The organism is Corallococcus caeni, from assembly GCF_036245865.1.
In the GTDB taxonomy this organism is placed as follows: Bacteria; Myxococcota; Myxococcia; order Myxococcales; family Myxococcaceae; genus Corallococcus; species Corallococcus caeni.
This window is the reverse complement of the sequence record NZ_BTTW01000003.1, coordinates 917,072-943,168: the sequence shown is the minus strand read 5'-3', so window position 1 is coordinate 943,168 and position 26,097 is coordinate 917,072. Positions and strand designations below refer to the sequence as shown.

24 protein-coding genes are annotated in these 26,097 nt (G+C 68.8%); 19 read left to right on the top strand and 5 right to left on the bottom strand.

What is annotated here, in order from left to right:
• The first annotated feature begins 433 nt into the window (after positions 1 to 433).
• On the top strand, positions 434 to 2,074 hold the full coding sequence (gene mhpA, locus AABA78_RS17890; protein ID WP_338264231.1) for a bifunctional 3-(3-hydroxy-phenyl)propionate/3-hydroxycinnamic acid hydroxylase MhpA: 1,641 nt from the start codon (positions 434 to 436) through the stop codon (positions 2,072 to 2,074).
• A gap of 14 nt (positions 2,075 to 2,088) precedes the next feature.
• Here the strand turns inward: mhpA and AABA78_RS17885 are convergent, their stop codons facing one another.
• Together AABA78_RS17885 and AABA78_RS17880 are read right to left on the bottom strand one after the other, a co-directional pair.
• The gene (locus tag AABA78_RS17885) at positions 2,089 to 2,832 is read right to left on the bottom strand and encodes a hypothetical protein (protein ID WP_171416134.1); all 744 of its coding nucleotides are present in this window, start codon (positions 2,830 to 2,832) and stop codon (positions 2,089 to 2,091) included.
• A gap of 13 nt (positions 2,833 to 2,845) precedes the next feature.
• Positions 2,846 to 4,993 carry a hypothetical protein gene (locus AABA78_RS17880; RefSeq protein ID WP_338264230.1) on the bottom strand — a complete coding sequence of 716 codons (2,148 nt, stop codon included), beginning with the start codon at positions 4,991 to 4,993 and terminating at the stop codon, positions 2,846 to 2,848.
• A 398-nt stretch (positions 4,994 to 5,391) separates the two neighbouring features.
• Between AABA78_RS17880 and AABA78_RS17875 the strand changes: the two genes are divergently transcribed.
• The 18 genes from AABA78_RS17875 to rsmI all read left to right on the top strand — a co-directional run bounded on the left by AABA78_RS17875 (position 5,392) and on the right by rsmI (position 22,150).
• Positions 5,392 to 5,943: an ATP-binding protein gene (locus AABA78_RS17875; protein WP_338264229.1), complete on the top strand. Its 552-nt coding sequence runs from the start codon at positions 5,392 to 5,394 to the stop codon at positions 5,941 to 5,943.
• A 179-nt stretch (positions 5,944 to 6,122) separates the two neighbouring features.
• Positions 6,123 to 7,418 (top strand): NADP-dependent isocitrate dehydrogenase, encoded by a 1,296-nt coding sequence (icd, locus tag AABA78_RS17870; protein WP_338264228.1) that lies wholly within the window; start codon positions 6,123 to 6,125, stop codon positions 7,416 to 7,418.
• A gap of 29 nt (positions 7,419 to 7,447) precedes the next feature.
• Positions 7,448 to 8,389, top strand: a complete 942-nt coding sequence (gene mdh, locus AABA78_RS17865) for a malate dehydrogenase (RefSeq protein ID WP_171416144.1) — start codon at positions 7,448 to 7,450, stop codon at positions 8,387 to 8,389.
• A 232-nt stretch (positions 8,390 to 8,621) separates the two neighbouring features.
• A complete protein-coding gene (gene sdhA / locus AABA78_RS17860; RefSeq protein WP_338264227.1) occupies positions 8,622 to 10,499 on the top strand; it encodes a succinate dehydrogenase flavoprotein subunit in 1,878 nt (625 codons plus the stop codon).
• Positions 10,500 to 10,586: 87 nt separating this feature from the next.
• Positions 10,587 to 11,393, top strand: a complete 807-nt coding sequence (sdhB, locus tag AABA78_RS17855; protein WP_171416146.1) for a succinate dehydrogenase iron-sulfur subunit — start codon at positions 10,587 to 10,589, stop codon at positions 11,391 to 11,393.
• A gap of 268 nt (positions 11,394 to 11,661) precedes the next feature.
• On the top strand, positions 11,662 to 12,822 hold the full coding sequence (sucC, locus tag AABA78_RS17850) for an ADP-forming succinate--CoA ligase subunit beta (RefSeq protein WP_171416150.1): 1,161 nt from the start codon (positions 11,662 to 11,664) through the stop codon (positions 12,820 to 12,822).
• A gap of 32 nt (positions 12,823 to 12,854) precedes the next feature.
• Entirely contained in the window at positions 12,855 to 13,751 is an 897-nt protein-coding gene (sucD, locus tag AABA78_RS17845) for a succinate--CoA ligase subunit alpha (RefSeq protein WP_338264226.1), read from the top strand.
• A gap of 40 nt (positions 13,752 to 13,791) precedes the next feature.
• Entirely contained in the window at positions 13,792 to 14,217 is a 426-nt protein-coding gene (gene ndk / locus AABA78_RS17840) for a nucleoside-diphosphate kinase (protein ID WP_120525307.1), read from the top strand.
• Positions 14,218 to 14,381: 164 nt separating this feature from the next.
• Positions 14,382 to 15,197 carry a siderophore-interacting protein gene (locus AABA78_RS17835; RefSeq protein WP_171416154.1) on the top strand — a complete coding sequence of 272 codons (816 nt, stop codon included), beginning with the start codon at positions 14,382 to 14,384 and terminating at the stop codon, positions 15,195 to 15,197.
• A gap of 88 nt (positions 15,198 to 15,285) precedes the next feature.
• Complete coding sequence (gene rlmN, locus AABA78_RS17830) at positions 15,286 to 16,416, top strand: dual-specificity RNA methyltransferase RlmN (protein ID WP_338264225.1); 1,131 nt, start codon at positions 15,286 to 15,288, stop codon at positions 16,414 to 16,416.
• Positions 16,417 to 16,518: 102 nt separating this feature from the next.
• Complete coding sequence (rpsP, locus tag AABA78_RS17825; protein ID WP_014397299.1) at positions 16,519 to 16,779, top strand: 30S ribosomal protein S16; 261 nt, start codon at positions 16,519 to 16,521, stop codon at positions 16,777 to 16,779.
• Positions 16,780 to 16,802: 23 nt separating this feature from the next.
• Entirely contained in the window at positions 16,803 to 17,087 is a 285-nt protein-coding gene (locus AABA78_RS17820) for a KH domain-containing protein (RefSeq protein WP_338264224.1), read from the top strand.
• Positions 17,084 to 17,638: a ribosome maturation factor RimM gene (gene rimM, locus AABA78_RS17815; RefSeq protein ID WP_338264223.1), complete on the top strand. Its 555-nt coding sequence runs from the start codon at positions 17,084 to 17,086 to the stop codon at positions 17,636 to 17,638. The genes AABA78_RS17820 and rimM overlap by 4 nt, the downstream gene beginning before the upstream one ends.
• The gene (trmD, locus tag AABA78_RS17810; RefSeq protein ID WP_338264222.1) at positions 17,635 to 18,372 is read left to right on the top strand and encodes a tRNA (guanosine(37)-N1)-methyltransferase TrmD; all 738 of its coding nucleotides are present in this window, start codon (positions 17,635 to 17,637) and stop codon (positions 18,370 to 18,372) included. Before rimM ends, trmD begins: the two co-directional genes overlap by 4 nt.
• Before the next feature lie 119 nt (positions 18,373 to 18,491).
• Positions 18,492 to 18,890 carry a 50S ribosomal protein L19 gene (gene rplS, locus AABA78_RS17805; protein ID WP_120525313.1) on the top strand — a complete coding sequence of 133 codons (399 nt, stop codon included), beginning with the start codon at positions 18,492 to 18,494 and terminating at the stop codon, positions 18,888 to 18,890.
• 101 nt (positions 18,891 to 18,991) lie between these two features.
• Positions 18,992 to 20,902: an ATP-binding protein gene (locus AABA78_RS17800; RefSeq protein ID WP_338264221.1), complete on the top strand. Its 1,911-nt coding sequence runs from the start codon at positions 18,992 to 18,994 to the stop codon at positions 20,900 to 20,902.
• Positions 20,903 to 20,938: 36 nt separating this feature from the next.
• Positions 20,939 to 21,304 carry a YraN family protein gene (locus AABA78_RS17795; protein WP_338264220.1) on the top strand — a complete coding sequence of 122 codons (366 nt, stop codon included), beginning with the start codon at positions 20,939 to 20,941 and terminating at the stop codon, positions 21,302 to 21,304.
• A gap of 12 nt (positions 21,305 to 21,316) precedes the next feature.
• A complete protein-coding gene (rsmI, locus tag AABA78_RS17790; RefSeq protein ID WP_338264219.1) occupies positions 21,317 to 22,150 on the top strand; it encodes a 16S rRNA (cytidine(1402)-2'-O)-methyltransferase in 834 nt (277 codons plus the stop codon).
• 32 nt (positions 22,151 to 22,182) lie between these two features.
• Here the strand turns inward: rsmI and AABA78_RS17785 are convergent, their stop codons facing one another.
• From AABA78_RS17785 to AABA78_RS17775, 3 genes are all read right to left on the bottom strand, one after another.
• Positions 22,183 to 23,466: a hypothetical protein gene (locus tag AABA78_RS17785; RefSeq protein WP_338264218.1), complete on the bottom strand. Its 1,284-nt coding sequence runs from the start codon at positions 23,464 to 23,466 to the stop codon at positions 22,183 to 22,185.
• 77 nt (positions 23,467 to 23,543) lie between these two features.
• Positions 23,544 to 24,575 (bottom strand): M23 family metallopeptidase, encoded by a 1,032-nt coding sequence (locus AABA78_RS17780; protein ID WP_171421591.1) that lies wholly within the window; start codon positions 24,573 to 24,575, stop codon positions 23,544 to 23,546.
• 76 nt (positions 24,576 to 24,651) lie between these two features.
• Positions 24,652 to 26,076: a sigma-54-dependent transcriptional regulator gene (locus AABA78_RS17775; protein ID WP_338264217.1), complete on the bottom strand. Its 1,425-nt coding sequence runs from the start codon at positions 26,074 to 26,076 to the stop codon at positions 24,652 to 24,654.
• Positions 26,077 to 26,097 lie beyond the last annotated feature (21 nt).

The window sequence follows — 26,097 nt, the reverse complement described above, 5'->3', positions numbered from 1 at the left end:
CTCCAAGGGGCTCAGGGGGGAGGTAACTCCGGCACTGTCGCCCAGTCCGGAGCGACGTACAAGGGGCGCCCTCCAGGGCTATCCGCGTACATCCGCAGACCCCGGAATCCAAACAACACCCACAATTCCTGCCGTCAACGCGAAACTTTGAAGCGTTGCAGGAAATCACTGCCCGAAAGGCAGACAGCGGACCCTGAGTGCTGATCAGCCCTGCAAGGTTTCCGGAGGGGTGCGTTTCATTATCAGGCGGTCGGGATGGGGCGGACCGGGTGTTTCTGACTCGGGGCCCGGGCAACCCGAAATGCGTTGAAACAGCGCATCTGGAGTGGGGTTGTCAGAGTTTATAGGTATTATTACTTACGACCGAGGGGGGCTTCGGTCGTCCGGTCGCACGGTTCAAAACGGATCAGCTCGCACACAACGGGAGGGAGTAATGGCTCCGGAATCTGTTGATGTGATCGTCGTCGGAAGCGGCCCGGTGGGTGCCATGGCGGCGAACCTGCTGGGGCAATACGGCCTGCGCACCGTGGTCATCGAGCGGGAGACCACCGCGCACTCCCAGTCCCGCGCCATCAACGCGGACGACGAAGCGCAGCGCATCTTCCAGGCCGCGGGTCTCACGGGCGAGCTGGGGCCGGGCTTCCACCCGTGCCTGAAGATGACCTACGTGGATGACGAGATGCGGATGCTCGCCGAGGTGGACTTCACCAAGGTGGAGCGCCCCAACGGCCACCCCATCGGCTCGCTGTTCAACCAGCCCCGCATGGAGGCCGCGCTGCATCGCGGCCTGGAGCGCTTCGCGCACGTCACCCTGTGGCGTGGCCACGAAGTCGAGTCCTTCATGCAGGACGACGACGGCGTGTCGGTGCGCGTGAAGGACAACGTCGCCAACCGCACCGTGACGGTGCGCGCGCGCTACCTGCTGGCGTGCGACGGCGCCAAGAGCGGCATCCGCCGCCGGCTGGGCCTGAAGCTGGAGGGCACCACGGCGCTGGAGCACGCGCTCGCCATCTCCGTGGAGACGCAGTCGTCCGCGCCGGACTTCACCTACTACCCCTGCGGCCCGGAGCGCGTGGGCATCGTGACGCGCACCGCGCACGACGAGATTCGCTTCGACACGGTGGTGAAGCCGGGGCAGGACCTGGAGCACGTGAAGAGCCCCGAGTACGTGCGGAGCATCATCGCGCCCTTCATTGATCCGGACACCGTGAAGGTGAAGAGCGTCAACCTCTACGCCTACCACAGCCGCATGGCGGAGAAGTGGCGGGTGGGCCGGGTGTTCCTGCTCGGGGACGCGGCGCACCTGATGCCGCCCTTCCTGGGCCAGGGCCTGTGCTCCGGCCTGCGCGACGCCGCGAACCTCACCTGGAAGCTGGCGCACGTGCTGGGCGGCGCGGCGGACGCGTCGCTGCTGGACACCTACGAGGTGGAGCGCCGGCCGCACGCCGCGGAGATGATGCGCCTGTCGGACTCGCTGGGCACGATGCTGGCGTCGGGCGGCCCGTTCATGGCCCGCGCGCGCAACGCCTTCATCAAGCTGCTGTACCACATGCCCGTCACCGGCCCCTTCATCCGCGAGTACAAGATGAAGCCGAACCTCTTCCACGCGGAAGGGTTCCTCTTCGGCGGCAAGCGCGGCAAGGCCAAGCAGGCGGCGGAAGGTGCCTACTTCCCGCAGCCGCGCGTGGAGCACGGCGAGGAAGGGGAGCGCCCGCTGGATGACGTCATCGGCCACCGCTTCGCGGTGCTGACGCGGCCGGGTGCGCCCGCGGAGGTCCAGCAGGCCGCCAAGGCGCTGGCGGAGGACATCGGCGGTGTGTGGCTGTCCGTCGCGCCGGCGGCGCGCACGGGCGCGGGTCGCTCCGGCGAGGTGGTGGATCTGGAGGGCAAGCTGGGCGAGTGGTTCGCCCAGCACGCCGCGGACCTGGTCGTCCTGCGCCCGGACCGCTACGTCTACGCGGCCACGAATCGCGCGGGCGTCACCCAGGTCCACGCTTCGCTGAAGCAGGCCGTGCGCCCGCTGACCCGCTGGGGCAGCCGCGGGTCACGCCGGGCGGCGCAGCTCGGCGCCTGAGCACCGCTCGAGCATCAGGCGGCGGCGGACTGGAGCAGCTGCTTCGCCTTCGCCATGCAGTCGCCGTAGAAGCGCAGGTAGATGTCCAGCGCGCGGGCCCCCGTCTTGCCGATGGTGGCCGCGTGCTCGGGCTTCTGGCCGAGCAGCTTGTTGAGCATGACCTCGTTGAGCGCCGTGTGGCCCACGTCCAGCTCCACGTGCTCCTTGATGAACGACAGCGAGTTCATCACGTCCGGGCCCAGCACGCGCTTGCACTGCTCGATGAGCCGGGGCGCGAACACCACCGACAGGTTCTCGATCTCGTACTCGATGGCAACCTGGCCGCCCGGCATGGGGCCCGCGATGGTCTCCTCGTGGATCTCCCGGTACTCCTGCATGGCCCGGGTGGGGGCCTGCGCCAGGAGGGCCTCCGCGTCCAGCTTGGGGAAGCGGCGCGCGTTCCAGCCGGCCACCAGGTTCTTCGTGTCCTCCACCATCATCAGGTGGTGGCCGGCCTCGTGCTTGGCGTGGGTGATGAGCTTCTCGCCCACGTCCACCATGCCCGCCTTCACACAGGCCTCGCCGGCGCGGCGGATCCACCCGTCCACGGGCTCCGTCATGTAGACGCCCAGGGCACACAGCTGGATGAGGAAGGCCTCCAGCAGGGCGGGCTCCACGTTCGGATCCAGCAGCGTCGTCACGTGAGGGCCGGTCGCCAGCAGGTGACGGACGTCGGTGACGTGGGGGAGGTACTGCTCTTCGACGAGGGGCTTGTTCATGGGGTGGGGGTCCTCAACGGGAGTGGGCACCACGGCGCCCGATGGTGAGTTCGCTGATGTGCTCGAGGAAATCCGGGACCAGCTTGGAGGAGATGATCCACAGGTAGGGGTCCGGTCCGTCGTGCAGGCCGCACTCCTGCACGTAGTCGCCGCCTTCGTCCTCGCGCAGGTAGAGGAAGGAGGGGCGGTTGCGCGCGGCGTACCAGCGGCGGGCCGCGTCCAGCAGGGCGGAGTACGCGCGCGTTCCGTCCCCCAGCAGGGAGAACAGGCGCGTGTTGTCCAGCAGGCGGAAGAGGTTCGCGCCCAGCTGGCCCAGCTCCAGCACCGCGGCGGCGCAGGGCACGCCGTCGCGCCGGGCGACCAGCACGGTGCGCTCGCGCTCCATGCCGAAGCTCTTCCACTTCGCCGTCACGGGCCCCATGTCCAGCCGGTCGCGGGTGAGGTCCAGCGACTGCACGTAGCACTCGGGGAACTGCTGGGCGACGGTCGCGGCCAGCAGGCTCAGCTCGCCTGCGGTGGCGGGGCCCACGCTGTAGGGGTGCACGCGGCCGGTCAGCTCGTGGCTGAAGGCCTTCATCTTCTGGATCTTCCGCGTGAAGGCCAGGCTCGAACCAGCCTCCATCTGCCGCTGCGCGTACTTCACGTGCGCCTTGTTGATCCACGGGTTGAGGGCCTCCACGTACGCCACCACCCAGTGGAAGTCCGGGTCGCTCTGCGGGTGCTCGAAGGTGCGCAGGTACAGGTCGCGCATGATGGCGCCCGCCTCCTTCAACCCCTCCGGCGGCTTGCCGGGCCGCTTCGCCACCTGGTGGCCCAGCCACGCGTGGCGGTACGGCTTGGTGAAGGACAGCGTCGCTTCGATGCCGCGCTCGGACGGCCACACCGCGTTGCAGAACAGCTGCGGCACTTCCGCGGCGCGCTTCGCCAGCGACGCGAAGTTCTGCTTCAGCTCCTCGAACTCCGCCGGAGTGCTGCCGCCCAGGCTGAAGAAGCCGGAGCGGTTGAAGAGGTCCCACAGCTCGTCCACCAGGCCCTCGCTGGTGCGCGTGGCCGGCGACAGCGTCTGGGACACGAAGCGCACCCAGCGCGCCTCGTCGGAGGAGTAGGGCAGCACGCTCAGGCCACACAGCACGGTACCGTCCTGGCGCACGCTGCTGACGTAGCGGATCTCCCCGCGGACGCTCACGCGCTGGCCGTCGCCCAGCTCCAGTTCGATGAGCGGCGGCAGGAGGCCGGGGAAGAGCAGGTCCTGCGGCTGGCAGCGCATGCACAGGCCGGAGAAGGACAGGTCCAGCACCTCGCGGCGCAGCAGCCCCTGCTCCCGCCACAGCGGGTGGTGGAACCGGGCGTGCACGCCCTCCGGGGCGGGGACGCGGCGGTGCCAGCGGTGACGGATGCGGAACAGCTGCGCGGGCAGGGTGGTGAAGAGGCGGTCGCCCTCGCTGCGGCCCGCTTCCGCGCGCAGGCGGTAGGCGGAGTTGTAGCCGATGACGTCGATGTCGTACGACGGCTCGCCGAAGTCCGGGGTGGCATCCTCCGTGCGCCACTCGAGCTGACCGGTGGCGGCGTGGAAGCGCTCCAGCACCATGCGCACCACCCGGCCCTGGCGGCGCAGCACGCCCTTGTTCCCGGCGGCGCAGATGGCGGTGAAGATGGAGCGGATCCGCTCCGGGTCCACGATGGTGTCCTGCACGGGCAGCGCGGAGGCCGCCGGCACCGCCACGCCCTGGCGCAGCGCGTCCGACAGGAAGCCCAGAATCTGCCGGCCCTGCTCCAGCGTCACGCCCACCAGCTGCAGCCCCACAGGCGCGTTCGGGACGTCCATGTCCGTACGGATGAAGGCGCCATTGAGCGGTCCAATCGTGGTGCCGTTGCACGCCAGGTACACGGGGAAGGTGCGCGACTCGGTCGTGTCCACCAGCGGCTGCCGGGGGGCCACCCACACCACCGTCGGGGACAGCCGCGTCACGTCACCCAGCACCGCGTCCGGCCGGCCCACCGCGCAGGTGATGGCCGCGGGCCCGGTGCCGTGCAGCGAATAGCCCGAGTCATCCAGGGCGGCTTCAGCGGGAGGAAGGGGAATCACGTTGCGCAGCGCGTCGCCACTGCCGAATTCGATCGCATGCCTGAACTTCGAGGACGCCGGGATCCCTCCATCCATCGTCAGGACTCCCCTCTTGCGGGCAGCGGTACCATTGGTGGTCGGCGATGTTGCGAGCACAACACTTCCTCCCTGATTCACTGGAGACGCTGACGGCTCTGGATTCTGGGTCCACATCATGGAGATCTCGGCCGTAACAGTCAAATCGAATTTATATGCCGGTGCTGTTTTTCCGTCTCTGGCTCTGACTCACCCTGGGTCATGATTGACCGGATGTATACGGGTTTTCCGAGGAGCGATACGGACCCAGCGTGCGCGTCTTTATCAGCAAAGTGGCGCCGGGCTGTAACCCTCCTCACCAGGAAAGATGGGGGAGAGCCGGCGCCGTCGGGCAATGGACCCTGTCAGGGGTGGCCGTTATGGTCGGCGCTTCTGGGCTGGGGGAGAGGGAGCCACGAATGAGCGCAGCGCTGGATGTGAAGGGTTCGCCGGGGGACGCGGAAGCGCCGTTCGGCGGTCAGGGGCTGGAGCCCGTGGACTTCCCGGACGTCTTCCAGGTGGACGTGGCGGTGTCCGTGCGCGACGCGCTGGAGCTGCTCGGCGCGACGCGGCGGCTGCACGGCGTGGAGGTGTCGCTGGAGCTCCCCGAGGATCCGGTGATTGCCCGGGTCAGCCGGCGCCGTCTGGAGCAGGTCCTGCTGCTGCTCGTCGCCCACGCGGCGGACGCGGCGCCGCCGGACGCACAGGCCGTGCGGGTGGTGGTGGAGCCGCCGGACGACTTTGGCGACGTGGGGCCGCGCTTCCAGGTGGTGATGCCGGGCGTGAGCCTCTCCGAGCGGGAGACGCGCTCGGTGGTGCTGTCGCCCCTGCGCGTGGGGAACACCCAGCGGCGCCTGGCCCGGGCGCGGGAGCTGGTGGACGCCATGGGCGGTGAGCTTGCGCTGGAGCGCCTGGAGCAGGGGACGGCGGTGAGCGTCCAGCTGCCGGCGCCGGGGCTCGCGAGCTTCTAGGCCGCACCAGAACCCGGAAAAACGATCCTGCTTCCGGACCATTGGCTGCGATAAGCGCGGCACACCTCGGGTGCGACGAACCCAGGGGGACGTGCGGCCAAACTCCTTGACGACCGGGGGCGGGTTCCCGACTATCCGCCGCCTCTCAAGACCCCGGTCTCAATCAGGAGTTTGCGTTCATGGCGCCTCCCTCTGGCGAGAAGATCACCCTGCAGAACGGCAAGCTGACCGTTCCGAACAACCCGATCATCCCCTACATCGAGGGCGACGGCACCGGCCGCGACATCTGGAAGGCCTCGCAGGCCGTGTTCGACGCGGCGGTGGAGAAGGCCTACGGCGGCAAGAAGAAGATCTCCTGGTACGAGGTCCTGGCCGGCGAGAAGTCCTTCAAGCAGGTGAACAACTGGCTGCCGGACGAGACGGTCGCCGCGTTCCGCGAGTACCTCGTGGGCATCAAGGGCCCGCTGACGACGCCGGTGGGCGGTGGCATCCGCTCCCTGAACGTGGCGCTGCGCCAGATGCTGGACCTGTACGTCTGCCTGCGGCCCGTGCGCTACTTCAAGGGCGTGCCCAGCCCGGTGAAGCAGCCGGACAAGGTGGACATGGTCATCTTCCGTGAGAACACGGAGGACATCTACGCGGGCATCGAGTTCGAGGCCGGCTCCGCGCAGGCGCAGAAGTTCCTGGGCTGGCTGAAGCAGGAGTTCCCCAAGGAGGCGGGCAAGATCCGCTTCCCCGCGAACGTGGGCATCGGCATCAAGCCCGTGTCCCAGGAAGGCACGGAGCGCCTGGTGCGCGCCGCCATCCAGTACGCGGTGGACCTGAAGCGCAAGAGCGTCACGCTGGTCCACAAGGGCAACATCATGAAGTTCACCGAGGGCGCGTTCCGCAAGTGGGGCTATGACCTCGCGGCGCGTGAGTTCGGTGACAAGGTCTACACCTGGGACCAGTGGGAGGCCACCAAGGCCGCCAAGGGCGAGGACGCCGCCAACGCGGAGCAGAAGGCCGCGGTGTCCGCCGGGAAGATCGTCATCAAGGACTCCATCGCGGACATCACCCTGCAGCAGGTGCTGACCCGTCCGGACGAGTTCGACGTCATCGCCACGCTGAACCTCAACGGCGACTACCTGTCGGACGCGCTCGCGGCGCAGGTGGGCGGCATCGGCATCGCGCCGGGCGGCAACATCAACTACGTCTCCGGCCACGCCGTCTTCGAGGCCACCCACGGCACCGCGCCGAAGTACGCGGACCTGGACAAGGTGAACCCCGGCTCCGTCATCCTCTCCGGTGAGATGATGCTGCGCCACATGGGCTGGCACGAGGCCGCGGACCTGATCATCAAGGGCATGGACAAGGCCATCGCGGCGCGCACCGTGACGTACGACTTCGCGCGCCTGATGAAGCTGGAGACGAAGGAGTCCGTGACCGAGGTGAAGTGCTCCGAGTTCGGTCAGGCCATCATCAAGCACATGTAGTCCCCACCCCAAAGCAGGAGGGCGAAACCATGGCTCACAAGAAGAAGAAGATCGGCCTCATTGGCGGCGGTCAGATCGGCGGCAACCTGGCGCTGCTGGCGGTCCAGAAGAACCTCGGCGACGTGGTGCTCTACGACATCCCGGCGGCCGAGGGTCTGGTCAAGGGCAAGGCGCTGGACATCAACCAGCTCTCCGCGGTGGACGGCTACGACTGCCGCGTCACCGGCTCCACGGACTGGAAGGACGTCGCGGGCTCGGACGTGATCATCATCACGGCCGGCGTGCCCCGGAAGCCCGGCATGTCCCGCGAGGACCTGCTCGAGGTCAACCTGAAGATCATGAAGGACGTGGCGGGCAACATCAAGCAGCACGCCCCGGACGCCTTCGTCATCAACGTGGCCAACCCGCTGGACGCGATGGTGTTCGCGCTTCACAAGATCGCCGGCCTGAAGGACAACATGGTCGTGGGCATGGCGGGCGTGCTGGACACCAGCCGCTTCAAGTGCTTCGTGGCCGAGGCCCTGGGCTGCTCCATCCGTGACGTGGAGGCGCTCGTCCTCGGCGGCCACGGTGACGACATGGTCCCGCTCGTGCGCCACAGCACCGTGGGCGGCGTGCCCCTCACCCAGCTCATCGCCAAGGACAAGCTGGACGCCATCATCGACCGCACCCGCAAGGGCGGCGCGGAGCTGGTGGGCCTGTACAAGACGGGCAGCGCCTACTTCGCCCCGGCCTCCTCCTCCATCGCCATGGCGGAGAGCTTCCTCTTCGACCGCAAGCGCGTGCTGCCGGCCGCGGCCCTGCTCAAGGGCCAGTACGGCATCAACGACTTCTTCTTCGGCGTCCCCGTGCAGATCGGCGCGGGCGGCGTGGAGAAGATCATCACGGTCGACCTGAACGACGCGGAGAAGGCGGAGATGAACAAGTCCTTCGCGTCCGTGAAGGGCACCGTGGAGCTGGTCAAGCTGTAGTCCCGGTCCGTCGGTCGGGCCCGCCGGAATCCTGCTGGCGGGCCCCGCCTGATGCCGTGAATGATCCGGGCTTATCGTCCGGCGCACCGTCGTTGCGGCGGTATTTTTCCAAGTTAACTAGCGTGTTGGACTCGCACTGGATCACGGGAGCGGGGCACGTGTCGCGAAGCAGGACTTCAGCGGCCCCCCGTGAAGGCACCCCCCCGGGCGTCCAGTGGTCAAGGAGACGATGATGGCGGCAGCAGCGCGATTCACGGTGGTGGGCGGCGGTCTGGCCGGGCTGATGACGACGATCAAGCTGGCGGAGGCGGGTCACCAAGTGGACGTGCTCTCGCTCGTCCCGGTCAAACGCTCCCACTCGGTCTGTGCCCAGGGCGGCATCAACGGCGCAGTGAACACGAAGGGTGAGGGCGACCACCCGGACATCCACGTGAAGGACACGCTGCGCGGCGGCGACTTCCTCGCGGAGCAGGTGTCCGTGAAGGGCATGTGCTACGCGGCGCCCGGCATCATCTACCTGCTGGACCGCATGGGCGTGACGTTCAACCGCACGCCGGAAGGCCTGCTGGACTTCCGCCGCTTCGGCGGCACCCTGCACAACCGCACCGCGTTCGCGGGCGCCACCACCGGCCAGCAGCTGCTCTACGCGCTGGACGAGCAGGTCCGCCGCTACGAGGCGGAGGGCAAGGTCACCAAGTACGAGTACTGGGAGTGGCTGGGCACGGTGAAGGACGAGTCCGGCCGCTGCATCGGCAGCGTGGCCATGGACCTGCGCACCATGGAGATCCGCACCTTCCCGGCGGAGGCGGTGTGCCTGGCGACGGGCGGCCCCGGCATCGTCTTCGGGCGCTCCACCAACTCCATCATCAACACCGGCACCGCCGCGGGCCGCGCGTACATGGAAGGCGCGCTGTACGCCAACGGCGAGTTCATCCAGGTGCACCCCACCTCCATCCCGGGCGAGGACAAGCTGCGCCTGATGAGCGAGTCCGTGCGTGGCGAGGGCGGCCGCGTCTGGGTGCCCCGGAAGAAGGGCGACACGCGCAACCCCCGGGAGATCCCGGAGAGCGAGCGCTGGTACTTCCTGGAGGAGAAGTACCCCAAGTACAAGAACCTGGTGCCGCGCGACGTGGCGACGCGCGAGATCTTCATGGTCTGCCGCGACCTGGGCATGGGCCTGGGCGGGCGCGACGGCGTGTACCTGGACGTGACGCACATCCCGGCCAAGACGCTCGACGCGAAGATCAAGGGCGTGATGGAGATCTACGAGAAGTTCGTCGGAGATGATCCGCGCCACACGCCCATGGTCATCTTCCCGGGCATGCACTACTCGATGGGCGGCCTGCACGTCTCCTTCGAGGCGGACTCGCGCACCCAGACGCCGCTGGACGGCAGCCCGGTCAACCAGAGCACGCGCATCCCGGGCCTGTACGCGGCCGGCGAGGCGGACTACGCCTTCCACGGCGCGAACCGCCTGGGCGCCAACTCGCTCTTGTCCTGCATCTACTCCGGCATGATCGGCGGCCCGGCGATGGCGTCCTTCGCCAAGAGCCAGACGACCAGCGCCGCGGCGATGCCGGAGAAGTACTTCGCGGACGCGAAGAAGTACTGGCAGGACCGCTTCGCCACCATCAAGCAGATGAACGGCGCGGAGAACCCGTACCAGCTCGCCAAGGAGCTGGGCGAGGTGATGACGGAGAACTGCACCGTCGTGCGCTACAACGACCGCCTGAAGAAGACGGTGGAGCGCATCCGCGACCTGAAGGACCGCTGGACCCGCGTCAACGTGCTGGACACGGGCGTCGTCGCCAACCGCGCGCTCTCCTACACCAACCAGGTGTGGAACATGCTGGAGCTGGGCGAGGTCATCGCCACCAGCGCGCTCCTGCGCGACGAGAGCCGCGGCGCCCACTACAAGCCGGACTTCTCCCTGCCGGAGCCCAAGTCGAAGGACCCGCGCGAGGATCCGCAGTGGATGGACCTGTGGCGCAAGCGTCACGAGAAGTGGGCGAAGACGACCATCGCCACGTACGCCGCCCAGGGCCCGCAGATCTCCTACCAGGACCTGCCCACGCCGGTGCTGGACCCCGAGCCCCGCTGGTACGCGTAAGGCGTTCGTTGCTTTCCGGGCCCGCGCGCATCCACGGCGCGGGTTTCCGCCACCTGATTTGGCAGTGAAGGGAAGGGCAGCCGCACCATGGACACCGCACAGGCCAGCGCCGTCAGCTCGAAGACCGTCACCTTCCGCATCTGGCGGCAGGATGATCCGAACAAGCCGGGCCACTTCGACGAGTTCAAGGTTCCCTATACGAAGGGCGCCAACGTCATCTCCTGCCTGATGGAGATCCAGCGCAACCCCGTCACCGTGGAGGGCAAGAAGGTGGCCCCCGTGGTGTGGGACGCCGCGTGCCTCGAGGAGGTGTGTGGCAGCTGCGCCATGAACATCAACGGCCGGGTGCGCATGGCGTGCTCCGCGCTGGTGGACAAGCTCCAGCAGCCCATCACCCTGGAGCCGATGAAGAAGTTCCCGGTGGTGCGCGACCTCACCGTGGACCGCGAGCGCATGTTCGAGTCGCTCAAGCGCGTGAAGGGGTGGATCCCCGTCGACGGCACGTACAACCTGGGCCCCGGCCCGCGCCAGTCGCAGAAGGACCAGTCCGTGATGTACGTGCTGTCCACGTGCATCACCTGCGGCAGCTGCCTGGAGGCGTGCCCCCAGGTGACGCAGGACAACGACTTCATCGGCGCGGCGCCCATCAGCCAGGCCCGCCTGTTCAACATGCACCCCACGGGCAAGCTGAACGCGGAGGAGCGCACGCGCGCCCTCATGGGCCCCGGCGGCATCCAGGACTGCGGCAAGGCGCAGAACTGCGTGAAGGTCTGCCCGAAGGAGATCCCCCTCACCACCTCCATCGCGGTGATGAACCGCGAGGTGAGCAAGCTGATGATCAAGGACATCTTCTTCAAGGAAGAGGAGCAGAAGGAGTCCAGCGGTCCGGGGTAGTCCCTCCCGCTCGCCGTCCTGGCTTCCTCGCGGCCCCGTGCCAGCGTCCCCTGTCAGCGGGGCGCCGGGCGGGGCCGTGCCCGTTTGGGTGAAGGCCGCCTCATTCCCCCGGACACCGGCTGTTATCCCGGGGGCCAGGGCCTGTGTCCCCTCGCGACGCTGGAGGCCAAACGGCCTTGCCATCCGTCGTTTTCTGCGCAATGAGGGCCCGCGTTGACGCCCCGTGTAGGGGCTGTCCTCGTCTCCCCTCGTCCCACCCGGAGATTCGATGAAGATCCACGAGTACCAGGGCAAGGAACTCTTCCGGAAGTATGGCGTGCCCACGCCGCGCGGCATCCTCGCGCTCTCTCCCGATGAGGCCGAGGCCGCGGCGAAGGAACTCGCCACGCCCGTCGTCGTCGTGAAGTCGCAGATCCACGCGGGCGGCCGCGGCAAGGGCGGCGGCGTGAAGCTGGCCAAGAGCCCCGCGGAGGCCAAGGAGCTGGCCCGGCAGATGCTGGGCATGATGCTCAAGACCATCCAGACCGGCCCGGAAGGGCAGAAGGTCCACAAGGTCTACATCGAGGAAGGCCTCGACATCGGTCAGGAGCTGTACCTGGGCGTGACGCTCGACCGCGCCACCAGCCGCATCACCTTCATGGCGTCCACCGAGGGCGGCGTGGAGATTGAAGAAGTGGCGGAGAAGCACCCGGAGAAGATCCTCCGCGCCTCCGTGGACCCCACGGTGGGCTTCGCGGACTTCCAGGGCCGCGAGCTGGCCTTCGGCCTGGGCCTGACGGGCCCCACGGTGAACAAGTTCGTCCAGTTCTGCACCGCGCTCTACAAGATGTACGTGGAGACGGACGCGTCCCTCGTGGAGATCAACCCGCTGGTCATCCGCAAGAGCGGCGGCGTGGTGGCGCTCGACGCGAAGGTGACCTTCGACGAGAACGCGCTCTACCGTCACAAGGAGCTGCTGGAGTACCGCGACCTGGCGGAGGAGGAGCCCCGCGAGACGCAGGCCAAGGAGTACGACCTGGCCTACATCGCGCTGGACGGCAACATCGGCTGCATGGTGAACGGCGCGGGCCTGGCCATGGCCACCATGGACACCATCAAGCTGGTGGGCGGCGCTCCGGCCAACTTCCTGGACGTGGGCGGCGGCGCGAGCAAGGAGAAGGTGACGGCGGCCTTCAAGCTCATCCTCGCGGATCCGCAGGTCAAGGCGGTGCTCGTCAACATCTTCGGCGGCATCATGAAGTGTGACGTCATCGCGGAAGGCATCATCGCGGCGGCGAAGGAAGTGCAGCTGAAGATCCCGCTCATCGTGCGCCTGGAAGGCACCAACGTGGAGCAGGGCAAGGAGCTGCTCCGCAACTCGGGCCTCGCCATCACCCCCGCGGACAACCTGCGCCAGGCGGCCGAGAAGGCCGTGGCGGCCATCAAGTAGGGCCTTCGCCCCCTCTTACCTGAAAGATCGCCATGAGCATCCTCGTCAACGAGAACACGAAGGTCCTCGTCCAGGGCATCACCGGTTCGGCGGGCTCGTTCCACGCCAAGCAGATGCTGGAGTACGGAACGAAGATTGTGGGCGGTGTCACGCCGGGCAAGGGCGGCACCACCTTCGAGGGCAAGGTTCCCGTGTTCAACACGGTCGCCGACGCGGTGAAGCAGGCGGGCGCGAACACGTCCGTCATCTTCGTGCCGCCGCCCTTCGCCGCGGACTCCATCATGGAGGCCGCGGACGCGGGCATCTCCCTCATCATCACCATCACCGAGGGCATCCCGGTCAACGACATGGTGCGCGCCAAGCGCTACCTGCAGGGCAAGCCGGGCGTGCGCCTCATCGGCCCGAACTGCCCGGGCGTCATCACCCCCGGCGCCAAGTGCAAGATCGGCATCATGCCGGGCCACATCCACAAGCCGGGCCGCATCGGCGTGGTGTCCCGCTCCGGCACGCTGACCTACGAGGCCGTGCACCAGCTCACGCAGCTGGGCCTGGGCCAGTCCACCGCGGTGGGCATTGGCGGCGACCCCGTCAACGGCACCAACTTCGTGGACGTGCTGAAGCTCTTCCAGGCCGACCCGGAGACGGACGCCGTCATCATGATCGGTGAGATCGGCGGCAGCGCGGAGGAAGAGGGCGCCGAGTACGTCAAGCGCGAGTTCACCAAGCCCATCGCCGGCTTCATCGCCGGTCAGTCCGCGCCCCCGGGCAAGCGCATGGGCCACGCGGGCGCCATCATCTCCGGCGGCAAGGGCACGGCCTCGGAGAAGATCAAGGCGATGGAGGCCGCGGGCATCCTGATGGCCGCGAGCCCCGCCGAGCTGGGCACCACGCTGCAGGCGGCCGTCAAGCGCGGCCCCCCGAAGCGCTGAGTCGAACCTTTCACACGACACACACACGAGGAGCCAAACCATGGCCATCGAGCGCACGCTGTCCATCATCAAGCCGGACGGGCTGAAGAACCACCACATCGGCGAGATCATCGCCCGCTTCGAGAAGGCGGGCCTGACGCCCGTCGGCATCCGGCTGCAGCAGCTGTCGCAGAAGGAAGCGGAAGGCTTCTACGCCGTCCACAGCGCCCGGGGTTTCTTCAAGGACCTGGTCTCGTTCATGACCTCCGGACCGGTGGTCGTGATGGCGCTCGAGGGTGAGAACGCCGTCCAGAAGAACCGCGACCTCATGGGCGCCACGGACCCGAAGAAGGCCGACAAGGGCACCATCCGCGCGGACTTCGCCCAGAGCATCGACGCGAACACGGTGCACGGCTCGGACAGCCTGGAGAACGCGAAGAACGAGATCGCGTACTTCTTCCGCGAGACCGAGCTCCAGAAGTACTAGGCAGCCTCCTGCCTGCTGACAGCGGCCCGGAGTCCACGCCCCACGCGGCGCGGACCCGGGCCGTCGTCTTTTCTCCGCCGGCCCGTGCGCCAGCCGTATCCGGTTGCCCTCCCGGACGGCCCTTGCTAACGATAATGAAAATCACAATCGGCAAGGAAGCACGCATGAGCGGCGATTCAGAGCGCGTGGCCCGTCGGGGGCCGTTCCCGGTGAAGTTGCGGTTGCTGGAGGTCCTGCGCGTGACGCGGCTGTCGCCGCACATGGTGCGCGTGACGCTGGGCGGCCCGGAGCTGGAGGGCTTCTCATCCCCCGGCGCGGATGATCACGTGAAGTGCTTCTTCGCGGAGCCCGGCGTGAAGAAGCCGGACATGCCGGTGGTGGGGCCCCACGGCCTGGCCATGCCGGAGGGGCTCAAGAAGCCCGCGTCGCGCGACTACACGCCGCGCCGCTTCGACCCGAAGGCGAACGAGCTGGACATCGACTTCGTGCTGCACGGCGAGGGCCCCGCGTCGATGTGGGCCGCGCAGGCGAAGCCCGGCGACTTCATGGGCATCGGCGGTCCGCGCAGCACGCACGACGTGGCGGACGACTTCGACTGGTACCTGCTCGCGGGGGACCAGAGCGCGCTGCCGGCCATTGCTCGCCGCCTGGAGGAGCTGCCCGCGGGCAGGCGCGCGTTCGCCTTCATCGAGGTCGCGGACGCGGCGGAGGAGCAGCCCCTCGTCAGCAAGGCGGACGTGACGCTCACCTGGCTGCACCGAGGCGGCGCGGAGGCCGGCACGACGAGGCACCTGGAGGACGCGCTGCGCGCCTGGACGCCTCCGGCCGGGGACGGCTTCGTGTTCGTGGCCGGCGAGTCCACGTCGCTCAAGCCCATCCGGGAACACCTGGTGAACGAGCGCGGTCTGAACAAGAGCTGGATGCGGGTGACCGGCTACTGGAAGCGCGGCGTCGCCGAGCACCACGACTCGAAGGGGTAGGCAGGGGAGGGGACGGGCACTCCTTTGACTTGCCGTGCCTTCTTGTGGGAAGCACGCCGCAGTTCCCTCCGTTAGCCCCGACTGAACGATGTCAGAGCCTACCGCCACAGCCCTCCCAGTCACCGAGCCCCTGCCGGTGCCGGCCCCCGCGAAGCTGACCGACGTGGCCAGCCTGTCGCGCGAGAAGCTCGCGCTGTTCCTGAGCGAGCAGCTGGGCGAGCGCCCGTTCCGCGCGGCGCAGCTCTACCGCTGGCTGCATCAGCGCGGCGCCACGTCCTTCGACGAGATGACGGACCTGTCCAAGGCCCTGCGCGAGAAGCTCAAGGTCCAGGCGGAGATCGTCCCGCTGGTGAAGGACCTGGAGCAGCGCAGCGTCGACGGCACCATCAAGTACCGCTTCAAGACGCGCGACGGGCGCTTCATCGAGTCCGTCTACATGCCGGCGGAGGACCGCAAGACCCTCTGCGTGTCCACGCAGGTGGGCTGCGCGATGGCCTGCTCGTTCTGCATGACGGGCACGCTGGGCCTCAAGCGCAACCTCACCCCCGGGGAGATCGTCGCCCAGGTGCACGCGGTGAACCGCGAGGTGCGCCGCAACGAAGGCCTGGAGACGCTCCGCCCGCTCACGAACCTGGTGTTCATGGGCATGGGCGAGCCGCTCCACAACTTCGAGAACCTCAAGACGGCGCTCTCCATCCTCCAGTCGGAGGAGGGGCCCAACTTCAGCCACCGGCACATCACGGTCTCCACCGTGGGCCTGGTGCCCATGATCGAGCGCTTCGGCCAGGAGACGGACGTCAAGCTGGCCATCTCGCTCAACGCCAGCACGGACGAGCAGCGCAGCCAGACGATGCCGGTGAACCGCAAGTGGAACATCGCGGCGCTCCTGGACGCCTGCCGCAAGTTCCCGCTGCGCCAGGGCCGGCGCATCACCTTCGAGTACGTGCTGCTCAAGGGCTTCAACGACACCGACGAGGACGCGCACCGGCTGAAAGAGCTCTTGCGCGACATCCCCGCGAAGGTGAACCTGATTCCCTACAACGAGAACCCCGGGCTGGGGTTCCAGACGACGGGCGAGCAGCGGGCCGAGGAGTTCCGGGCCATCCTTGCCGAGGCGCACGTCGCGGCATACATCCGCAAGAACCGGGGCCGGGACATCGCCGGGGCCTGTGGTCAGCTCGCCAACCGGGACGAGACGGCCGCGGAAGCCCCGACGTGACATAAGCACCCGAGCTTCCTTGACAATCCAGTCGGCAGGGCGCTAAGAGCGCCCCCCTCCGCCTGTTACCGTAGAAGTCACACGTTTTCGCTGGAGCGTTCCATGGCCGTTGTCCTCCGTCTTGCCCGCGCGGGCGCCAAGAAGATGCCGTACTACCACGTGGTTGCCACCGACTCGCGCAGCCCGCGCGACGGCAAGTTCCTGGAGCAGGTCGGTTCCTACGACCCCAACCACAGCCCCGCGAAGGTGCAGTTCAACGAGGAGCGGCTGAACTACTGGCTGAAGAGCGGCGCGCTGCCCTCCGAGACGGTCGCGGACCTCATCAAGACGGCGAAGAAGCAGGCCCCGGCGACCACCGCCTGAGCACGCCCCCGTCTGGACAAGACGTGGAGCCGCTGCTCACGTATCTGGCGAAGGCCCTGGTTGATCAACCCGACCAGGTCGCCCTGCGCATCTCCGAGGCGGATGGCGGCCGGCTCTATGAGCTGAAGGTCGCCCCCGAGGACGTCGGCAAGGTCATCGGCCGTGATGGGCGCACCGTGAACGCCCTCCGGACGCTGCTCAACGCCGCCGCCCAGAAACAGGGCCAGAAGGTCCGCCTGGAGATTCTCGACGACCGGCGTGCCCCGGGTTCTCCCCCGGTGCCGCCCGCTCCGGACGCCGCGCGGTGAGCGCGCTGGCCTGTCTGGAGTTGGGCTACGTGGCCCGTGCGCACGGGCTGCGCGGCGAGGTGGCGGTCCGCGCGTTCGACCCCGCCTCGGAGACGCTCGGCACCGTCGAGCGCGTCCGGCTGCGCCTGCGCTCCGGAGAGGAGCGCGAGTACGCCGTGGAGTCCTTCCGCCCGGCGAACAAGGAAGACCTGCTGTACTTCGAGGGCGTGGAGTCCCGCACGGCCGCCGAGGCGCTGGTGGGCGCGAAGGTGTTCGTCTACCGCGAGGACCTGGAGCCGCCTGAAGAGGGCGAGTTCTTCCAGGGCGACCTCGTTGGCCTGGCCGCCGTGGATGAACAGGGCGCCTCCCTGGGCACGGTGGAAGAGGTCTGGGCCACCGGTGAGGTGCCCAACCTGGTGATCCGCGCCAAGGGCCGGCCGGAGCTGGTGGTGCCCTTCGCGGACGAGTTCGTTCCGGCGGTGGACGTGCCCGCGGGGCGCATCGTCATCCGGCCTCCGGAGTACCTGGAGGCGGACGGGCCGGAAGGCCCTGGCGACGGAGACGGCGGGTGAGCTACCCCGTGGAGCTCCTCACGCTGTTCCCCGGGATGGTGTCCGGCTACCTGGGCGCGAGCATCCTCGGGAAGGCCCAGGAGAAGGGGCTCATCTCGGTCACGCTCACCGACGTGCGCGACTTCGCCGAGGGCAAGCACCGCGTCACCGACGACGCGCCCTACGGCGGCGGCGCCGGCATGGTGATGAAGCCCGAACCCCTGGTGGCCGCCATCGAGGCCGCGCGCGCCCGCCTGCCCGGCGCGAAGGCGCTGCTGATGAGCCCCCGGGGGCCCACGTTCACGCAGGCCACGGCGCGCGAGCTGGCGCGACACGAGGCCGGGCTGATCCTCGTCTGCGGCCGTTACGAAGGCGTGGACGAGCGGGTGATGCCCTTCCTGGACGGCGAGCTGTCCCTGGGCGACTTCGTCCTCACGGGCGGAGAGGTCGCCGCCATGGCGGTGGTGGACGCCGTGGCGCGGCTGGTGCCGGGCGTCCTGGGGAACGAGGCGTCCTCCGTGGCGGAGAGCTTCGAGGAGGGGCTGCTGGAGCACCCGCACTACACCCGCCCGCCCGTCTTCCGGGGCGCCGAGGTGCCGGCCGTGCTCCAGTCCGGCGATCACGCGCGCATCGCCCGCTGGCGCCGGTGGAAGGCCATCAAGCTCACACAGGAGCGGCGGCCGGACCTGTTCGCGCGGCTGGAGTTCAGCAAAGCGGATCAGAAACTGCTCGCCAGGGAAGAAGAAGCGTTGTAACCCTGCGTGTTCTCGCGGAACCTTTTGTTGCAGGCTTGTTCGTCCCGGCGGTCTCTGCTAGGACGGCCCGCTCTTTTCCACGCGTCCTACGCGTCAAGTTCCGCTTTCTGGAGTCCGTCATGCGCCGCAGCCTCATCGAGCACGTCGAAAACAAGTTCCTGCGCAAGGACATCACCGCGTTCCGCACGGGTGATTCCGTTCGCGTCCACTGGAAGGTCAAGGAAGGCGAGAAGGAGCGCGTGCAGGCCTTCGAGGGCGTGGTCATCCGCAAGACCAAGGGCACGAACCGCGCGACCTTCACCGTGCGCAAGATGTCCTTCGGCGTCGGCGTGGAGCGCATCTTCCCCATCCACAGCCCGCGCTACGAGAAGATCGAGGTCCTCACCCGCGGTGACGTGAACCGCAAGCGCCTGTTCTACCTCCGCGAGCTGAAGGGCAAGGCCTCGCGCGTGGACGTGCAGGTGGATCCTGAGAAGGCCGCCGCCAAGGCCGCCAAGGCCGCCGCCGCTCAGGGCTAGTAGGTCCGCAGAAACCCTCTCGCGGCCTTCGCGGCCGCGTGAGACAAGGAGCGTCCTTCACTGGACGCTCCTTTTTTCGTTCGGGCTAGACTGCGCGCGCCATGCACTTCGTCGAGGTCGCCATCCAGAACGTCCGCGGGTTCTCTCCCGCCGGGCGCTTCCCGCTGAAGACCGGGTACCTCATCCTCAAGCCGCCCACGGCGGACGTGCTGCCGCTGGGGAACCTCGCGCTGTCGCTGCTGTTCGCGGACGGCCGGGGCGGGGACTCGAGCCTGGTGGGCTCGGCGGGGCGCTCGGGCAAGGCCGCGCTGACGTTCGTGGGCCAGGACGGGATGACGTACCGGGTGCTGCGCGAGCTGGGCGGTTCCGGCTCGCTGCACCGGCTCAACCCCAACACGAGCCAGCCGGAGCTGGTGTCCACGGACACGTCGGAGATCAACCAGTACCTGCGCGGCCAGGCGGGCCTGCCTCCGCGCACCACCTTCGAACAGGTATACTGCCTCCAGCTGGTGATGCTGCCGTCGCGCCGGCCCCGCAAGAGCGCGCCCAAGGCCGCCGCGGCCGCGGGAGCGAAGGCCTCCGGGGCCACGCCGTCGCTGGCGGCCGCCACGCAGGTGCTGCCGGCGGAGGACGTCCCGGCCGCCGAGGCGAAGGTGAAGGTGCTGGAGAAGGAGCTCGTCACCGCGAAGGCGGTGGATCAGCTCCAGTTCAAGGTGGATGAGCTGTCGTCGCTCATCTTCGAGGCGGACTCGAAGCTCAAGGGCGGCGAGGGGCTCAAGGCCGCCATCGTGGAGGCGGAGGCCGCATGGCGCGCGGCGCCCTCGCCGGAGTCGCTGGGCCTGCCGCTGGACATCCTCTCGCGCGTGAAGCGCTACCCGAAGGCGGTGGCGCGGCGGGACGAGGCGCTGGCCCGGCTGGAGACGGACCGGGATCCGGAGCTGGAGGACGCGTCGCTGAAGGTGCCGCCGCTCACGAAGAACCGCGTCTTCTGGGGCGGCCTGGGCACGGGCGTGCTCTTCATGGCCCTGAGCGTGGGCCTGGGCATCGTCGCGGCGCAGCCCCTGTGGCGTTACCTGGCGTTGATCAACATCCCCGCCTTCTTCGCCGCCGCGCTGATGGCCTGGCGCTACGTGGACGACCTGCAGGCGGCCACGCGCAAGGGCTCCAAGGACAACCGAAAGGACGCGCGGCACAAGAAGATCCTCGACGAGTTCGAGCTCGAGGACGCGCCGGTGCGCATGGCCATCAAGGCCCTGAACCTGGAGACCTACGAGGAGATCCCCGGCGCGCTGGAGCAGAAGGACCTGCTCGGCATGCGGCTGGGGGAGCTGCAGACGCAGCTGGAGGAGTACGAGGCCTCCGCCGAGTACCAGGGCGCCATCCGCGACGGGCAGGAGCTGCGCGCACAGCAGGAGGAGCTCAACGCGGAGCTGTCCGCCAAGGGCACCTACGTGCGCGACCTGCGCGAGGTGGAGCGCGAGCTGTCCCGGCTGAAGGAGTCCATCGCGCTGGCGAAGGCGCCCCCGGTGCAGGTGGCCGCGGCCCCCGGCCAGGCGCCCGTGCCGGTGGATCCGCTGGAGGACCCCTCCCCGCTGGTGCTGGCGCAGGCCGCGGACGTGCTCACGTCCGACATGCTGTCGGTCCAGGCGCTCATGAAGGACCGCTGCGTGCAGTACCTCACCGCGCTCACGGACCGGCGCTACCAGGGCGTGGAGTGGGACCGCGACGGCAACGCCTTCCTGCTCGCGCCGAACAGCCGCATCCCGGTGGGGGAGCTGTCCCCGAAGGACATCGACCTCTACTACCTGGCGCTGCGCATGACGGTGGTGGAGAAGACGTGTGCCCGGGTGAAGCGCCCCTTCATCCTGGATGACGTGCTGACGGGCGTGGACGAGGCAAAGCTGCCCCTCGTCGCCCGCATGCTCAAGCACCTGGGTACGCTCACGCAGGTGTTGCACGTCACCGCCCACCCCGGCTTCGGCCAGATGTCGGACGGCACCGTTAACGTCTAGCCGCCGCGAAGAAGTGCTTGGGGCGGCGGGGGCGGGATGGCAACGCGGCGGGACGTGGGGAACGTGGCGGAGGCGGAGGGCGTGCGCCTGCTGGAGTCGCAGGGCTTCCGGGTGGTGGCGCGCAACTGGACGTGCCGCTACGGGGAGCTGGACATCGTGGCGGAGCAGGGGGAACTCATGTGCTTCGTGGAGGTGCGCATGCGCTCCACCGCGGCCTGGGGAGACCCCTCGCACACCGTGTCCTTCGCCAAGCAGCGCCGGGTGGTGAAGGCCGCGCTGCACTATCTCTTCCAGAACGGCATCGACGGGCGCATGGTGCGCTTCGACGTCATCTCCGTCGTGGGCCAGGGCGAGCACGCCCGGGTGGAGCACCTGCCCGCCGCCTTCGACGCTGGCATGTAAAGGAATCCGTCCTTGGCTGGAACGCTCTACCTCGTGGCCACGCCCATCGGGAACCTGGGGGACGTCACCGCCCGGGCCCTGGAGACGCTGCGCACCGTGGGCTTCCTCGCGTGCGAGGACACCCGGCACTCGCGCATCCTCCTGGACCACTTCGGCATCACCGGGAAGGACCTGGTCAGCCTGCCCGCCTTCGCGGAGGGGCAGCGCGCCGGGCGCATCCTGGACCGCCTTGAAGCGGGGGAGGACTGCGCGCTCATCACCGACGCGGGCAGCCCCGGCATCAGCGACCCGGGGGAGAAGCTGGTGGCGGAGGCGCTGGAGCGCGGCCTGAAGGTGGAGCCGGTGCCCGGGCCCACGGCGCTGGTGGCCGCCCTGAGCGCGTCGGGGCTGCCCACCGGGCGCTTCCACTTCCTGGGCTTCCTGCCGCGCAAGGGCCCGGAGCGCCGGGCCATGCTGGATGAAGTGGCCCCCCTGTCCGCCACCTGCGTCCTCTACGAGTCCCCGCGCCGCCTGGCGGAGACGCTGGCCGACCTCCAGGAGGCCTGGGGGGACCGGCGCGCGTGCGTGGCGCGCGAGCTGACCAAGCTGCACGAGGAGTTCGTCCGGGGCCCGCTGTCCACCCTCGTCGCGCGCTACGCGGGCGAGGAGACCCGGGGCGAGGTGGTGGTGCTGGTGGAGGGGCGCACCGGCGAGCAGCGCTGGAGCGAGGACGAGCTGCGCCGGGCGCTGGAGGCGGGCCTGGCCCGCGGCGAGAAGCTCAAGCCGCTGAGCACGGAGCTGGCCCGCCGCGCGGGGTGGCCCGGCCAGGAGGTGTACCGGCTGGGCCTGGGGCTGAAGCAGCGGTAGGCGGGGCCCGCCGCTGCCTCATGCGCGGGCCGTCAGAAGCTGAAGGACGCGCCCAGGTCGAAGCGGAACGTGGTGCTCTGGATGGCCCGGAAGCGGCGGGACACCGTGTCGTAGCGCCAGTCGAACGTGGGGTTCAGCTCCGGCGAGCCCGGGGCGGTGTCCACGGTGCCGTCGCCGTTCAGGTCCTGGCCAATGGCCTCGGTCGTGAGCAGGTGGTCCGTGTTGTAGAAGAAGTTGCCGGAGGCGTGGATGGTGAAGGCATCCGCGGCGCGGGCGGCGACGCCGAGCTGGCCACCCACCTGGAAGTAGTCGTCGGAGGTGAGCAGCTTGCGCAGCGCGGAGCTCAGCTCGTTGTAGTACCGGCCGCGGCCCACGTAGTTGCCCAGCAGGCGCACGTCCAGGGCGAACTTCTGGCTCTTCGCCGCGTTCTCGAAGGGCACCAGCTCCATGCCGAAGGTGACGGCCGTCTGCGAGGGGGCGTGGATGCCCGTCTCGTTGCGGGTCCACGGGTCCTTGTAGCAGTTGCCCGGAGCGCCCAGGTTGGGTGGGTTGGCGCCGGACTGGTCGCAGTTGGAGTACGCGCCAGGGCCGCGCACCGGGATGGTGTAGGACGCCTTGAAGAACGGCTCCGCCACGCCCATGCGCCGCGAGAAGACCGTGTAGAGCTGGTACTTGTGGACGCGGTCGCCCACGTTGCCGCGGTCGCCGTCCGGGTCCGTGTTGTCCAGGCTCGGATCGCGCTGCTTGGCGGTGGGCGCCTCGTAGTCGATGCCGATGATCCACGTGGGCTTGGTGTCGTCCTTCTCCTGGTTGAAGAAGGCGTACGCCAGCCCGAAGTGCACGTTGCCCAGGCCGCCCCGGTAGCTCTCCTGGGGCACCTGGAACAGCCGGCCCACGCAGCCCTCGGGGGAGTAGGGCGAGCCGTCCGCGTTGAAGCAGCTGTTGGTGATGGTCGAGTTGCGCTGGTTCGTGCCGGACACGAAGTTCCAGGTCTCGTTCTGCTGGAAGACGATGGGCAGCTTGAAGCTGAACTCCAGGTCCTTCCAGAGGCCGAAGGCCACGGCCAGGTTCAGCCGCGCGTCCACGCCCTTGTACCAGAGCTCGTTGACCTCCCGGACGTCGGTGGCGCCAGGGCCGCCGAGCTGCTCGCGGACGATCTTCGCGCGCGTCTGCGTGCGCTCGAAGCCCACGTCCAAGAAGAGGTCGAACGGATCATCGTCCTCGAACGAGGAAGCAATCCGGGTGATGTCCGCCGCGCTGGCGGCGAAAGGCACGCCCAGCGTCAACGCGGCGATGACGGCGCGAAACCTGTGCATCCACTACCTCCGACGACCACGGCCCAGGCCTGCCAGCTAGCCGTGCCGTCGGAGGAGTGTCAAGAAATGGGTGGGCCTTACTTGCCCGCCACGGGTGTCCCGAGCAGGCCGTCCAGCCGCTGGACCTCGGTGTCGAAGGCGCCCTTCTGGGTCGCCACCAGGGACGCGCGGTAGGTCTTGTGCTGATCGAAGGGGTCCAGGACCCGGTTTTCGCCCAGCATGAGCTGGTAGTGCAGGTGGGGGGCGAAGGAGTGGCCCGTGTTGCCGCTCTGGGCCAGCACCTGGCCCGCGGACACGCGCATCCCGGCCTGGACCGTGCGGGGCAGCTCCGACAGGTGCAGGAAGAGGGCGCGGCGGCCCTTGCCCCCGGACTCCACCAGCTCGATGCAGTTGCCGTTGCTGCCGAAGTTCCAGTTCTTGCGCTTGATGACGCCCGCGAAGGGCGCCCGGACCGTCGTGCCCACCGGGGCGCGGAAGTCCACGCCCTTGTGGCCGCGGCCGTCGCGCAGCAGGGAGGTGATCTGCTCGTAGCTGTCGATGGGCGACTTCTCCATCCGCAGCTCCAGCTCGTCACCGTTGGGCAGGTAGTAGTGGGCGTTCGGCTCGCCCGCGGGCGTGAAGCGGTAGGCGCGGTGCGTCTGGCCCGTCTTGCCGCTCACGAAGCGCACCGCGTACACCAGCGGCTCCTCGTTGGGGCGGCGTTGGTAGAGCACGTCCAGCGTGTCCCCCCGGAGGATCTCCCCGGGTACGCGCACCCACCACACCAGCGTGCGCGTCACCACCTGCGCCAGGGCGGGGCCCACGGTGGCGTCGGAGGCCTGGATGAGCGCCGTCTCCAGCGGGCCCTCGATGCGGATGGACGCGCGCTCCAGGCCGGCGGCCTTCACGGGGTCGGTGGGCGCGGGCGGGGCCACGGGGGCCTGGGCCACGGTGCCGGCGTCCAGCGCGGTCACGGTCTGCGAGGCGACGTCCATGGGGACATCCGCCATGCGCTGTTTCCACCACCACACGCCACCCGCGGCCGCGCCGAGGATGACGGAGACGGCAACCACCGGTCCGAAGGGATTGCGCTTCGGTGGTCCACCGAGGGTGGGAAGATTCGGCCGCATTCAGGCTCCCTGAGGGTAAGAAGGTACGCGGGGGCCGAAACCGCCGGCGAACAGGCGATATTTCGGCGCCCCGGGGCTACTCGTCCGGGCCGTCTTCCTGACCGTCCGGGGTGGTGTCTCGCAGGCCGAACTCCTTCATCTTCGTCTGGAGTGACTTGCGGCTGATCTGCAGGAGGCGCGCGGCGCGCGTGACGTTGCCGCCCGTCTCCTCCAGCTTCTTGACGATGAGGTCCCGCTCCAGCTCCGCGGCCTTCATGCGCACGATGTCCTTGAGGCCCACCTCGCCCACGGGGACGTCCAGCGTGCCCAGCGAGGCGGCGACCTGCGCGCCCGCCTGCACGCCCGCTCCCCCGCGCACCGGCTCCGGCAAGTCCCTGGCGGTGATGTGGGGGCCGTCCGCGAAGAGCAGCACGCGCTCGATGAGGTTCTCCAGCTCGCGGATGTTGCCCGGCCACGCGTACGCCTGGAGCAGCGCGAGCGCGTCGTCGGCGATGCCTTCGATCTTCTTGTGGAGGCGCCGGTTGTACTTGTCCACGAAGTGCTGGGCGAGCATCGGGATGTCACTGCGGCGCTCGCGCAGCGCGGGCAGCACGATGGGCACCACGGCCAGCCGGTAGTACAGGTCCTTGCGGAAGCGGCCCGCTTCGATCTCCGCCTGGAGGTCGCGGTTGGTGGCGGCCACCAGGCGCACGTTCACGCGCGTCGTCTTGATGCCGCCCACGCGCTCGAACTCGCCCTCCTGGAGCGCGCGCAGCAGCTTCACCTGCATCTCGACGGGGATCTCGCCGATCTCGTCCAGGAAGAGGGTGCCCTCGTCGGCCAGCTCGAAGCGGCCCGGCTTGGAGGTGACGGCGCCGGTGAAGGCGCCCTTCTCGTAGCCGAACAGCTCGCTCTCCAGGAGCGTGGCGGGGATGGCGGCGCAGTTGATCTTGATGAACGGCTTGTCGCGGCGGCTGGACGCGCCGTGCAGCGCGGTGGCGATGAGCTCCTTGCCCGTGCCGCTCTCCCCGGTGATCAGCACCGTGGAGGGCGTGTCCGCGACCTTGTCGATGATCTTGTAGACGTCTTGGATCTGCGGCGACTCGCCGATGATGGCGGAGCGCGCCTTGTGATCCGCGCGCACGGAGCGCTTGGCGCTCTCGTTCGTCTTGGCGGCCTTGGCCACGACGGACGACAGCTCCGTCTGGTCGAAGGGCTTGGTGATGTAGTCGAACGCGCCCGCCTTGATGGCCTCCACGGCGGAGTCCACCGTGCCGTGCGCGGTGATGATGATCACCGGCACGTCCGGGTTGGCGGCGCGCACGGCGGCGAGCACCTCCATGCCGCCCAGCTTCGGCATCACCAGGTCGGTGACGACGATGTCCGCGCCGTTCTTGTGGAACTCGGCCAGCCCCTGCTCGCCGTTCTCCGCCACGGTGACGTCGAACCCGTCGCGGCGCAGCAGGGCGGCCAGCACCTTGCGCAGGTTCGTCTCGTCGTCGATGACCAGGACCTTGGCCATAAGCCTCCGCGTGGAAGGGGA